The following is a 12033-nucleotide window of genomic DNA, read 5'->3' as shown; positions in this document are numbered from 1 at the left end:
GGGGCAATTATTATAAAGCTTTTAACGCCAGGCGCTACTGTCTTGTTTATTGCACGTAATGCCAGACGGATTTGGGTACCTGGCCAACATCGAACAGGCGGCCTCCCGAAATGAGCTCGGCACGGCGGTGGTCTGCAGCGCGATACATATTGATAATGTCGCTATCGTCAGTAAGTGTGTAGTTAAGATGATCGAACAATTTTTCCAGACTTTCTAGCGAACTGATTTTGCGGAATTTTAATAAGTAATCCTGAACAGTCATAAAAGGCAATCCATATTAATAAAATAATACTAACGGAGTAGTAAATATTAAAAAACAACCAACGTTGTACAGGTAAACGCGAATTTGCGCGCAAATGTAAGAAGAGTTTTCAACCCTGTGGGAATCCAGGCGCTATTTACGCCTGCGGAAAGGGTAACGCGCTTCACGATCGCAGGCAATACGCGCTGGAGCGGGATGCGGCATAATTCGCTTTTTTTTGACAAAAAATGATCTTTTACAGCCCTACCCAGCAACCATCGCGGAGTTAACTGCCAGGCTATAACGGGCTGCGTATATTTATTTTTTCTGTACTGCAGCGACGGGTTCCGGTGGTTGGTAGTTGTCAATATGATTGGCAACACCCAACAGGATCACGGAGACCACGAGAACAATCCAACCTGTTAACTCAATAAGACGATTCATTACTGACGACATTTGCTTTGATTTATCCATAAACACAGGTAGCAAATGTTACTTATCAATAAATGATACAGCAAGAGCATTGGGAACGATTTCGATGACTTTTTCGCGGCAAGTTAACTCTAAGTGGCATATGTTTGACTTAAGTTAAGCAACAACCTTTGTAGCGCAAAGGTTATTAAACTATTGTGGCGCTACTATCTATGGTGTGAAATAGGCCAGATCTGAATTGAGAGGCAAAAACATGAGTGACAACATCCGCGTTGGGCTAATCGGTTACGGTTATGCCAGTAAAACTTTCCATGCCCCCCTGATTGTGGGCACTCCGGGTCTGGAACTGGTTGCGGTGTCCAGTAGTGATGAAACAAAAGTGAAGGCGGACTGGCCTTCGGTGGCGGTTGTTACTGAGCCTAAACACCTGTTTAACGATCCGAGTATCGACCTGATTGTGATCCCTACACCCAATGATACACACTTCCCGCTGGCGAAAGCGGCGCTGGAAGCAGGTAAGCATGTGGTTGTTGATAAGCCTTTCACTGTGACACTGTCACAAGCACGCGAGCTGGATGCGCTGGCCAGAAGCGTAGGGCGCCTGCTTTCTGTCTTCCATAACCGTCGCTGGGACAGCGATTTTCTGACGCTGAAAGCCTTGCTGGCTGATGGCGCGTTGGGTGAGGTGGCTTATTTTGAATCTCATTTCGATCGCTTCCGCCCGCAGGTCCGTGACCGCTGGCGTGAACAGGGTGGCCCGGGGAGTGGTATCTGGTATGACTTAGCGCCGCATCTTTTAGATCAGGCAATTAACCTGTTTGGCTTGCCGGTGAGTCTGACGGTCGATCTGGCACAGCTCCGTCCGGGGGCGCAGTCGACAGATTACTTCCATGCCATCCTGACGTATCCGCAGCGTCGGGTGATTCTGCACGGAACGATGCTGGCAGCGGCTGAGTCTGCTCGTTATATCGTTCACGGATCGCGTGGCAGCTATGTGAAGTATGGTCTGGACCCACAAGAGGAACGTCTTAAAAATGGTGAGCGGCTGCCACAGGAAGACTGGGGTTATGACATGCGTGATGGTGTACTGACACGCATGGAAGGTGATGAGCAGGTGGAAGAAACCTGGTTAACCGTGCCAGGTAATTATCCTGCTTACTATGCGGGAATCCGTGATGCGCTGAATGGTAACGGCGAGAACCCGGTTCCAGCCAGACAAGCCATTCAAATCATGGAACTGATTGAGTTGGGCATTGAATCGGCGAAACACCGATCGACGCTGTGCCTTGCCTGATAATGCCAATGTCGGATGTCGAGGCATCTTATCTGGCCTACAATGCAATGTAGGCCAGATAAGCGTTAGCGCCATCCGGCAATAAAGCCATTACGCTGCAGCGACTTTCTCACGCAGTGCTTGTTTCTCTTCATTGCTCAGGAACGCCATTTCCAGGCCATTGATTTGCGCCTGGCGAATCTGTTCACGCGTCAATCCTGCAGCCGGAGCGGCTACGGTGTATTCGTGAATAATATCCACACCCTGAACCGCCGGGTCGTCCGTATTCAGACTGGCCAGTACACCGTGTTCAAGGAATGTTTTCAGCGGATGCGTCGTCAGTGAGGCGACGGTACTGGTTTGAATATTCGATGTCAGGCAGGATTCAATGCCGATGCGCTGCTCGGCGAGAAAATCCATCAGGGCGCGATCTTCGACGGCTTTTACGCCGTGGCCAATACGTTCTGCTCCCAGTTCTCTGATAGCTTGCCAGATGCTTTCCGGGCCTGCCGCTTCGCCTGCATGAACCGTGATATGCCAGCCAGCGTCGCGTGCACGGTTGAAATGGGACAGGAACAAACTGCCCGGGAAACCGAGTTCATCGCCGGCCAAATCCAGTGCGGTGATGTGATCACGATGCGCTAACAGTGCATCCAGTTCCTGCAAACAGGCAGCTTCGCCGAAAGTACGGCTCATAATTCCAATTAAGCGAGCTTCAACGCCGAACGTTTTACAGCCTTCGCGTACGCCTGCAATAACGGCTTCAACCACACCTGCAACGGGGAGTTGATGGGCCATCGCCATATAGCCTGGGGAAAAACGTAGTTCAACGTAATGCAGACCATTACGTGCGGCATCCTCAATATTCTCAAATGCGACGCGGCGACAGGCATCCAGCGAGGCCAGCACTTTGACACCCCAGTCAAGCTTTGACAAAAAACTGACCAAATCAGGCTCAGTTGACGTTACCTGCACGTGAGGGATCAGCATTTCAAGTGTTTGAGCAGGAAGCGTTAAATTAAACTGACGACCAAGATCCAGGATCGTTTGGGCACGGATGTTCCCATCAAGGTGGCGATGGACGTCGGTTAAAGGAAGGGAAGTATCAATCATGGTCGCACTCATGTTTTTAGGTAAAGTGCGCAGTATTATAAGAATAAATCGGGATAAAAATCTATGTTGCGCAATGATTAATTTCATTGCGCAACTTTAGTTAGCGCAGAGAGCGCAGGGCGTTAATTAATCCCTGAACACCTTTCTCAAGTTTTGAGCGGGGACATCCGGTATTCAGGCGTACAAAACCGCACCCTTCCTCTCCGTAGGTCGAACCTGGCATGATCGCCACTTTTTGCTGGTGGATAAGCGCATTTTGTAACGCCTGGTCATCAACCCTGAGCGGACGTAAATCTATCCAGGCCAGATAGGTGGATTGCGGGATCTGCCAGTTAAGTTCAGGGAACGCGGTATTAAGTTCATCAGCAACATAATGCAGGTTGCCGGCAAGATAATCCCGTAAGGCATCCAACCAGCGCTCACCTTGCTGATAGGCGGCAATATGTGCGGTGAGTGCCAGCACCGCAGGAGAAGACAATCCATCGCGTCCCTTTAGCGCACTGAGATAATCGTTGCGACTATTGGCGTCTTCGATGATCCCATACGCTCCGGTTAATGCCGGGATATTGAAGCTCTTGGAGCCGGAGGTGAGTAGCGCCCAGTCGCCGCGTGCGACATTGATCCACGGGATATGCGGTTGCTCTCCCCAAACCATATCCATATGGATTTCATCGGAAATGACGTTGACACCATGTCGCTGGCATAAATCAGCCATGGTTTCCAGTTCCTCGTGCGTCCACACTTTGCCCGTTGGATTTTGTGGGCTACACAGCAGAAGAATTTTACTCTCTGGCCGTGAGAGAGCTGCTTCCAGCTTTGCCATGTCGCAATACCAACCGTCGCTCCGCTTTTCCAGACCGACGGGGAGCACTGTGCGCTGGTTGCCCTCGATGGCCTTGTAGAATGCATCGTAAGCTGGCGTATGGACAACTACCGCGTCGCCAGCAGACGACCACTGGCGGATGAGTTCTGAGACCATATAGATAACTGAGGGGCCATATACCAGCGATTGAGGATCGATCCGGGTATTGTGACGAGTTAGAAACCAGTGGCTAATGGCCGCCAAAAACTCGTCATTTTTCCAGCGGCTGTATCCTAATACACCGTGTGACAGGCGCTGTGTCAGCGCCTCCAGAATGCAAGGGGCCGTAGCAAAATCCATATCAGAGATGGTGAACGGCAGCAGATCGGCAGTGCCAAAACGGTCGGCAACGTAATCCCACTGAGTACACCAGGTACCATGCCTGTCCACAACCTTTGAAAAATCAAACATGTCGTTGTCCTCACGCCTGTACGGTGTTCATCAGAACTGCGATTTCGTCTTTCACTGACTGGACCTGCGGGCCAATAACGACCTGAAGGTTATGCTGATTGAGCTGTACCACGCCAATGGCCCGGTTGTCTTTCAGTGCCTGGACATTTACGCGTGACATATCTTTGACCGACAAGCGCAAACGCGTAATGCAGTTATCCAGACTAACGATATTCTCCGCGCCACCCAATGCCGCCAGAATTGCCGGGACATTGTAGCCAGATTTACCGGGTGTGCCTGCCATCACTTTCTCGATATTGCTGGCAATTTCGACATCACGGCCCGGTGTCTTCAGATTAAAGCGGGTGATCGCGAAGCGGAAGATAACGTAGTACACCGCAAACCAGATGGCCGCGACAACAGGGACCAGATACCACTTGGTGGACAACCCGTGCAGGATCCCGAACACCACGAAGTCAATCAGGTTACCGTCTGTGTTGCCGATAGTCACACCGAGCACCGCCATCACGGTAAAGCCGAGGCCGGTCAATAAGGCGTGGATCACGTACAGAACTGGGGCAACGAACAAGAACAAGAATTCCAGTGGTTCGGTGGTACCGCCAATGACGCAGGCAATCAGACCAGAAATTAATAACCCTTTAATTTTATGTCGATTCTCAGGACGAGCACAGTGATACATCGCTAATGCTGCACCCGGCAAACCACCGAGGAACGCCGGCATTTTACCCTGGGACAGGAAGCGGGTTGCGCTTTCAGAGAAGCCTTGCGTGGTTGGGCAACTCAGCTGCGCCTGGAAAATAGTCAATGCGCCACTGACGCTATGACCACACACTTCCTGGGTACCGCCCGCTTCAGTAAAACGAATGAGGGCCACCAGAATATGGTGCAGGCCAAAAGGCAGCAGCAGACGTTCACCGGTACCAAACAGCATCGGACCAAATTCACCTGCGCTGTTGATGATATTGCCGAGCCCGGTAATACCCATCGCAAATACAGGCCAGATCAGAGGGATAACTAATCCAACCAGTCCCATGACCAGTGAAGAGATGATGGGGACAAAACGGGTGCCGCCGAAGAAAGCCAATGCGTCCGGCAGACGGATATTGTGGAAGCGTTCATGCAGCATCCAGACAATGATCCCAGCGATGACGGCACCGAGGATCCCGGTGTCGATCGACTGGATCCCCAGGATGTTTTGGATGTTATTGGCCTTCAGGATTGCTGCATCAGTGGTAGGTAAAATCCCTTTCGCCGTCAACCAGAAGTTAACGGCAAGGTTCATGACTGCATAACCAACAAACCCGCCAAATGCCGCCACACCTTTGTTCTCGCGCGCCAGACCGAGAGGAATAGCAATACAAAACATCACGGGTAAGAAACTAAAGGCGAAAGAGCCGACTTTACTCATCCAGGTAAAAAGAGCCTGAAGCACCGGGTTACCCAATGCGGGGATCAGCGTTAAGACATCATGACTGCTTAATGAACTGCCGATCCCCAACATGATCCCGCAGAAGGAGAGCAGAGCCACGGGCAACATAAAGGTTTTGCCCAACTGCTGGAAAAATTCCCATAACGTTATTTTTGGTGTGGTTCTCGTCGTCATCTAACGACTCCTCGTGAAAGCTCGGTGACTAATGATGGCGAGAAGATAAAACGTTTTACCTAATTTTAGTGCGGTATAAATCACATTATCGAATGATAATACGGCGTATAACTATAACCGATTGATAAAACGTTTTATCCGTCACGTTATCAGGGAGTTTTCTGTTTTTATGGCTATAGCCAAAAAAATAACCATTCATGATGTTGCGCTGGCTGCCGGGGTTTCGGTCAGTACAGTCTCATTGGTGCTTAGTGGAAAAGGGCGTATCTCATCCGCAACCGGGGAGCGGGTAAACGCAGCCATTGAGCAGTTGGGGTTCGTACGTAATCGTCAGGCATCGGTGCTGCGTGGCGGTCAGAGTGGTGTGGTCGGGCTGATTGTGCGCGATCTGTCTGCGCCATTTTATGCTGAACTGACGGCAGGCCTGACGGAAGCATTAGAAGCACAGGGTCGGATGGTCTTTCTTTTACACGGCGGTAAAGACGGTGAGCAATTGGCTCAGCGTTTTGCGATGCTACTTAATCAGGGCGTGGATGGCGTAGTCATTGCAGGTGCAGCTGACAGCAGTGATGCGCTGCGACAACTGGCTGAAGAAAAAGGGATTCCGGTCGTATTTGCCTCACGAGCCAGTTACCTGGATGACGTCGACACGGTACGACCCGACAACATGCAGGCAGCGCAATTGTTGGTTGAGCATCTCATTCGGCACGGTCACCAGCGAATCGCGTGGCTGGGGGGGCAGAGTTCTTCTTTAACCCGCGCAGAGCGTGTCGGCGGCTATTGTGCGACGCTGCTAAAATATGGTTTACCGTTTCATAGTGATTGGGTTCTTGAGTGTTCATCCAGTCAAAAGCAGGCTGCCGAAGCCGTTGCTGCACTGTTACGCCGCAACCCGACGATCAGTGCCGTAGTGTGTTACAACGAAACCATCGCTGTTGGTGCCTGGTTTGGTCTGATGAGAGCGGGGCGTCAGAGCGGCGAAATTGGCGTCGATCGCTATTTTGAACAGCAAGTTTCACTGGCTGGATTTGCGGATGTGGCGGAAAACGCGCTGGATGACATTCCCATTATCTGGGCCAGTACCCCGGCACGCGAAATGGGTTATACCCTGGCTGAACGTATACTGCAGCGCATTGGTAATGATGACAGTCATTCCCGCAATCTGACGCTTTCCGCCCGACTGGTCACGCAGAAGTAGCTTGGCGAAGATCAAAAGCCCGGTAAGCGGTATTATCGGGCCTGGTTCAGAGAAGAATTACTGTTGTGGAACTGCCGGAGCATCCGGTTCGCCAAGGGTCGGCATACCGAACATACCAACAAACTCATCCAGCGGCATCTTCTGCCCGTTGAGCGTTACCTGGCCATTGGTGTACTGCAGGCTGGAGCCGATAGTGTTGTCCTGCATCGTGGTAATGCGGAACATCTGCCCCATCGCAGCCATGCCATTGACCTGCTGTTTACCCAGCTCCGCGGCTTGCTCCTGCTGATAGCCCTCAATTTTGGCTATCTGTGTCATGAACTCAGTCGCCATATCCACAGGAATAGTCAGCTTCGCGTCCAGTGATTTGACTGAACGATCCACTTCCTGAGCCAGCGTTTGTGGCTCTTCTTTGGTCGCGGTTGGATCTTTGAGCAGCAGCGACAGATTAAACGTCGTTTCGCCTTTCGCATTTTTCCAGCTTAACGGCGCAATGGTGATTACTGGTTCACCTTTCATCAGAATGGGCAGCGCATTAAAGAACGCTTCCGTGACTTTCTGCTGATACAGCTCTGGGTTTTGGACGACATCAATCTGCGACATCAGCGCCTTGGTTTGGGCGCTGTACTGCTGGCTGAACTGATGCAGGGCTTCACCGTCAATCTGACCCACTTTCAGCGTTAGCTTACCGCTACCCAAATCCTGGCCCTGTAATTTAAGGCTGTTCAGGGTGTAATCCAACTGACTGTTCACGGTTTTTCCGTCGTTAATCAGATCGGATTTACCATCAATTCCCATCCCTTCCAGCACGGCCAGTTCTTTGCCTTCGACCGATATCGACAGCTTATCGAGAGACAGCTTCTGGTCGCCGATGCGTTCACCAAAACTGGCGACACTGCTGGACCCTTCGGTTGTCAGGTTATTAAAGGTAATTTGCACCTTCTGATCGTATTCGTTGACTGCATTAACCTGACCGCTTTGCGCAGTGCCCGTCAGGGAAACCGCGTTACCGTCTTTATCTGCGGTGAACTGGAATTCCCCACCGCTGAAGGCCACTTTTTCGTCGCCTTTCTCGTAGTTCAACGGTTTAAGGGAAAGATCGGAACGGGTGTCGCCACTATAGCTAATACGGGAGTTGATGATGAAAGGAGACTCGCCTTTGGCTATATCAAACAACGACTTAGTGACATCGTTATTCACCAGTGTTGTTCTCACCGAAGCCATAGCAGGAATGAGGTTCAATGACTTAAGCTGGGTTAACGGGAAGGGGCCGTGATCCACCGTTTCATCCAAAACGATAGTTTGGCCTGCTTTCAGCCATGCGTTTTCCTGTCCGGCGATGGGCTTCACTACCAGTTGCAGTTGGCTATTGAACACGCCGCGCTGGTAGTTTTGATAACTCAGTTCAATTCCTGCCTCAGGTGAGTAGCGTTTGATCTGATTATTTGCCTGCGTCACCATCTCAGCGAGATGCGTTTCCAGTTTCTTTCCGGTGTACCAGGCGCCGCCCGTCCAGACGATACCCAGCGCAACCACCACACCCGCAGCTACCAGCGATTTTTTCATTTCGATATCCATAAAATAAAACCAGGCGTTTGAAGACGCCTGGAGGAGTGACATGTTTTTAACTCTCTACTAGCTTAGCAAGAGTTGTCAAAAATATCAGTATCTTGCTAGAGCTTGTTGTAAACACGCGCTAAACGGCCGACGCCGCTGACACTTATTGGCGATTCATTCGCACTAATAAATGCGGATTCACCCGGTTTTAGTACCAGACGTTGATCGCCTTTACTCAGTAGCGCTTCACCTTCGATGCAGAACAAAATTGCCGCGCTGTGCTGGCTAATTACGGCTTCTCCGGCAGACAGTTCATGCAGGGAGAAGGCGAAATCATCAACCGGGATCGGGAAGTCGAGTTCACCACCGGTTTTGACCGGCGTGGTCAACAGTTGGTTCGCCGGTTTTGCGACAAATTTAACGTTGGCCACCAGCTCCGGAATATCGATATATTTCGGTGTCAGCCCTGCACGCAGCACGTTATCTGAGTTTGCCATGACCTCAAGTGCCACACCTTGCAGATAGGCGTGCGGCGTTTCGGCGAACAGGAACATCGCTTCGCCAGGATTTAGCTTCACCACATTCAGCAGCAGTGGGGAGAAAAGACCGCTGTCGTTCGGGTAGACATCAGCGATAAGGCGAATAGTCTGCCACGGTTCGCCTTGCTGGCTGTTAAGGGCTGATTTCAGTATTGCCAGTGCATGCGATTTTTCCTGGTCCTGCATATTTAACAGGCTGGCGAAAAGGTAGCTCAGGCGTTCGGCACCGGGTTCCTGCAAAAAGTGAGCAATGGCAGGATGTGCGCCCGCAACCGGTTGTAACAACGCAACGATGTCAGAGAACTCGCGAAACGCATTCATCGCCAGGAATGGCGTCAGGGCAAAAACCAGTTCTGGCTTGTGGTTCGGATCTTTGTAGTTACGCTCAGCGGCATCCATCGGGATCCCGGCAGCGTTTTCTTTGGCGAAACCTATCTCAGAGTTGTGTTTGTTTGGATGGACCTGAATAGAAAGGGGTTGAGCGGCGCAGAGCACTTTAAACAGGAAGGGCAGTTCGCCAAAGCGTTTTGCTACCGCATCGCCCAACAGTGCGGATTTATCGTGCTCGATAACATCGCGCAGAGCAACGGGTTGGCCATCGGCCCCTTGAACCTGAGAGCTGCTTTTCGGATGAGCACCCATCCACAGCTCGGCCATTGGCTGCTGGGTTGGGTTGGCAATGCCATAAAGTTCCGTTAACGCAGTTTTACTTCCCCAGGCGTAGTGTTGCACTGAGTTGATCAGTTTTTGCATTATCAATGCCCTGTTTCAATGTTGAAAAATCTCTGGCTATTAAACCAAGAAACCCCGGTCGAAGTAACCTGCACGTGCAAAAAGTCGTACTAGTCTCAGTTTTTGTTAAAAAATTGTGTAGGATATGGTGACTCGCTTTTAATACCCTGAGTAATTCTGGTTGCAGAAAGCCATATCTTCTACAATCCGATCTGCGGCAGGGAAGCAGGGCAATGGAACATCTGCCCAGAGAATAACCAGACCGAGCAGTAAGTGAGAGCACAATGTCAAACAAACCCTTTCATTATCAGCATCCTTTTCCCCTCAAAAAGGATGATACCGAATACTATCTGCTGACCAGCGACCATGTTTCCGTTGCCGAATTTGAAGGGCAGGAGATTGTCAAAGTTGCGCCTGAGGCTTTAACTTTGCTGGCTCGCCAGGCGTTTCATGACGCATCGTTTATGCTGCGTCCTGCTCATCAGCAGCAGGTTGCAGACATTCTGCGTGATCCGGATGCCAGCGAAAACGATAAATATGTCGCCCTGCAATTCCTGCGTAACTCTGATATCGCGGCAAAGGGCATTCTGCCGACATGTCAGGACACCGGCACGGCGATTATCGTGGGTAAAAAAGGACAGCGTGTCTGGACTGGCGGCGGTGACGAAGCGGCGCTGGCGCGTGGGGTTTATAACACCTACATCGAAGATAACCTGCGCTATTCACAAAACGCCGCGCTGGATATGTACAAAGAGGTGAACACCGGTACCAATCTGCCAGCACAGATTGACTTGTATACCGTCGACGGCGATGAATATAAATTCCTGTGTATTGCCAAAGGCGGCGGTTCGGCGAACAAAACCTATCTGTACCAGGAAACCAAAGCGCTGCTCACGCCAGGCAAATTAAAAAATTACCTGGTGGAGAAGATGCGTACGCTGGGAACAGCAGCTTGCCCGCCGTACCACATCGCGTTTGTGATCGGTGGAACATCCGCAGAAGCCACGCTGAAAACGGTGAAACTGGCGTCGGCGAAATACTATGATGAGCTGCCGACCGAAGGTAACGAACATGGCCAGGCATTCCGTGATGTGGTGCTGGAAAAAGAGCTGCTGATTGAGGCACAGAATTTAGGGCTGGGCGCGCAGTTTGGCGGAAAGTACTTTGCTCATGATATCCGTGTAATCCGCCTGCCGCGTCACGGCGCGTCGTGTCCGGTCGGTATGGGGGTCTCTTGCTCTGCTGACCGTAATATCAAAGCCAAAATCAACCGTGAAGGGATCTGGATTGAGAAGCTCGAACACAATCCTGGCAAATATATCCCGGAAGAACTGCGTCAGGCAGGCGAAGGCGAAGCCGTGCGTGTCGACCTGAACCGTCCGATGAAGGATATCCTGGCACAGTTGTCGCAATATCCGGTTTCTACCCGCTTGTCGCTGAATGGTACGATCATCGTTGGACGTGACATAGCGCATGCGAAACTGAAAGAACGTCTGGATAACGGCGAAAGTTTGCCGCAGTATGTTAAAGATCACCCAATCTATTACGCCGGACCGGCAAAAACGCCGGAAGGTTATGCATCTGGCTCGCTTGGTCCAACCACTGCCGGACGTATGGACTCGTATGTTGACCAGCTTCAGGCCGCGGGCGGGAGTATGATCATGCTGGCAAAAGGAAACCGCAGCCAGCAGGTTACTGACGCTTGCCATAAACATGGTGGTTTCTACTTAGGCAGCATTGGTGGGCCAGCGGCCGTGCTGGCTCAGGGCAGTATCAAGAGTCTGGAGTGCGTGGAATATCCCGAACTGGGGATGGAAGCCATCTGGAAAATTGAAGTGGAAGATTTCCCGGCGTTTATCCTGGTGGATGACAAAGGAAACGATTTCTTCCAGCAAATTCAGACGTCGCAGTGCGCACGCTGCGTTAAGTAACGTCAGCCGCCCTACGGGGCGGTTTTTTTTACCGCACGAACCACCAAACGACAGTTTTTTCCTCGTTAATACTCATAAGACCAATGCAAGTGGGCAATGTCGAAACATAACCTAATCAATCGTTAATATAAGGAGCAGGTA

10 protein-coding genes are annotated in these 12033 nt (G+C 51.1%); 3 read left to right on the top strand and 7 right to left on the bottom strand.

Annotated elements, in window-relative coordinates; translation table 11 throughout:
- Window positions 1-46 precede the first annotated feature (46 nt).
- Both ydgT and blr read right to left on the bottom strand, forming a co-directional pair.
- Complete coding sequence (gene ydgT / locus G8S19_RS11685; protein WP_003832804.1) at window positions 47-262, bottom strand: transcription modulator YdgT; 216 nt, start codon at window positions 260-262, stop codon at window positions 47-49.
- Between the two features lie 297 nt (window positions 263-559).
- Window positions 560-685: a division septum protein Blr gene (gene blr, locus G8S19_RS11680; RefSeq protein WP_040233850.1), complete on the bottom strand. Its 126-nt coding sequence runs from the start codon at window positions 683-685 to the stop codon at window positions 560-562.
- A gap of 241 nt (window positions 686-926) precedes the next feature.
- On the opposite strand from blr, the gene G8S19_RS11675 reads away from it, so the two are divergent.
- Entirely contained in the window at window positions 927-1967 is a 1041-nt protein-coding gene (locus tag G8S19_RS11675; protein ID WP_048211743.1) for an oxidoreductase, read from the top strand.
- Between the two features lie 90 nt (window positions 1968-2057).
- On the opposite strand, the gene add is transcribed toward G8S19_RS11675, so the two are convergent.
- The 3 genes from add to malX form a co-directional block, all read right to left on the bottom strand.
- Complete coding sequence (add, locus tag G8S19_RS11670) at window positions 2058-3059, bottom strand: adenosine deaminase (protein WP_048211742.1); 1002 nt, start codon at window positions 3057-3059, stop codon at window positions 2058-2060.
- A gap of 100 nt (window positions 3060-3159) precedes the next feature.
- Window positions 3160-4332: a MalY/PatB family protein gene (locus tag G8S19_RS11665; RefSeq protein WP_121584610.1), complete on the bottom strand. Its 1173-nt coding sequence runs from the start codon at window positions 4330-4332 to the stop codon at window positions 3160-3162.
- A gap of 10 nt (window positions 4333-4342) precedes the next feature.
- Window positions 4343-5935 carry a maltose/glucose-specific PTS transporter subunit IIBC gene (gene malX, locus G8S19_RS11660; protein ID WP_121584611.1) on the bottom strand — a complete coding sequence of 531 codons (1593 nt, stop codon included), beginning with the start codon at window positions 5933-5935 and terminating at the stop codon, window positions 4343-4345.
- Window positions 5936-6104: 169 nt separating this feature from the next.
- On the opposite strand from malX, the gene G8S19_RS11655 reads away from it, so the two are divergent.
- Window positions 6105-7133: a Mal regulon transcriptional regulator MalI gene (locus G8S19_RS11655; protein ID WP_048211739.1), complete on the top strand. Its 1029-nt coding sequence runs from the start codon at window positions 6105-6107 to the stop codon at window positions 7131-7133.
- A gap of 57 nt (window positions 7134-7190) precedes the next feature.
- On the opposite strand, the gene G8S19_RS11650 is transcribed toward G8S19_RS11655, so the two are convergent.
- Both G8S19_RS11650 and manA read right to left on the bottom strand, forming a co-directional pair.
- Window positions 7191-8699, bottom strand: a complete 1509-nt coding sequence (locus G8S19_RS11650) for a YdgA family protein (RefSeq protein ID WP_253685213.1) — start codon at window positions 8697-8699, stop codon at window positions 7191-7193.
- Between the two features lie 107 nt (window positions 8700-8806).
- A complete protein-coding gene (manA, locus tag G8S19_RS11645; protein WP_005121190.1) occupies window positions 8807-9982 on the bottom strand; it encodes a mannose-6-phosphate isomerase in 1176 nt (391 codons plus the stop codon).
- Between the two features lie 263 nt (window positions 9983-10245).
- Here manA and fumB point away from each other — a divergent pair, with 263 nt between their 5' ends.
- Window positions 10246-11892 carry a class I fumarate hydratase gene (gene fumB / locus G8S19_RS11640; protein ID WP_048211738.1) on the top strand — a complete coding sequence of 549 codons (1647 nt, stop codon included), beginning with the start codon at window positions 10246-10248 and terminating at the stop codon, window positions 11890-11892.
- Window positions 11893-12033 lie beyond the last annotated feature (141 nt).

The organism is Citrobacter sp. SX206 (assembly GCF_024181025.1).
Lineage (GTDB): Bacteria > Pseudomonadota > Gammaproteobacteria > Enterobacterales > Enterobacteriaceae > Citrobacter > Citrobacter youngae.
This window is presented reverse-complemented; position numbering and strand designations above follow the sequence as displayed.

Bases quoted from the DNA above. Each gene is read 5' to 3' on its own strand.
- G8S19_RS11655 (WP_048211739.1), top strand. From the start codon at position 6,105: ATGGCTATAGCCAAAAAAATAACCATTCATGATGTTGCGCTGGCTGCC.
- G8S19_RS11665 (WP_121584610.1), bottom strand. From the start codon at position 4,332: ATGTTTGATTTTTCAAAGGTTGTGGACAGGCATGGTACCTGGTGTACT.
- add (WP_048211742.1), bottom strand. From the start codon at position 3,059: ATGATTGATACTTCCCTTCCTTTAACCGACGTCCATCGCCACCTTGAT.
- blr (WP_040233850.1), bottom strand. From the start codon at position 685: ATGAATCGTCTTATTGAGTTAACAGGTTGGATTGTTCTCGTGGTCTCC.
- malX (WP_121584611.1), bottom strand. From the start codon at position 5,935: ATGACGACGAGAACCACACCAAAAATAACGTTATGGGAATTTTTCCAG.
- G8S19_RS11675 (WP_048211743.1), top strand. From the start codon at position 927: ATGAGTGACAACATCCGCGTTGGGCTAATCGGTTACGGTTATGCCAGT.
- ydgT (WP_003832804.1), bottom strand. From the start codon at position 262: ATGACTGTTCAGGATTACTTATTAAAATTCCGCAAAATCAGTTCGCTA.
- fumB (WP_048211738.1), top strand. From the start codon at position 10,246: ATGTCAAACAAACCCTTTCATTATCAGCATCCTTTTCCCCTCAAAAAG.
- manA (WP_005121190.1), bottom strand. From the start codon at position 9,982: ATGCAAAAACTGATCAACTCAGTGCAACACTACGCCTGGGGAAGTAAA.
- G8S19_RS11650 (WP_253685213.1), bottom strand. From the start codon at position 8,699: ATGAAAAAATCGCTGGTAGCTGCGGGTGTGGTGGTTGCGCTGGGTATC.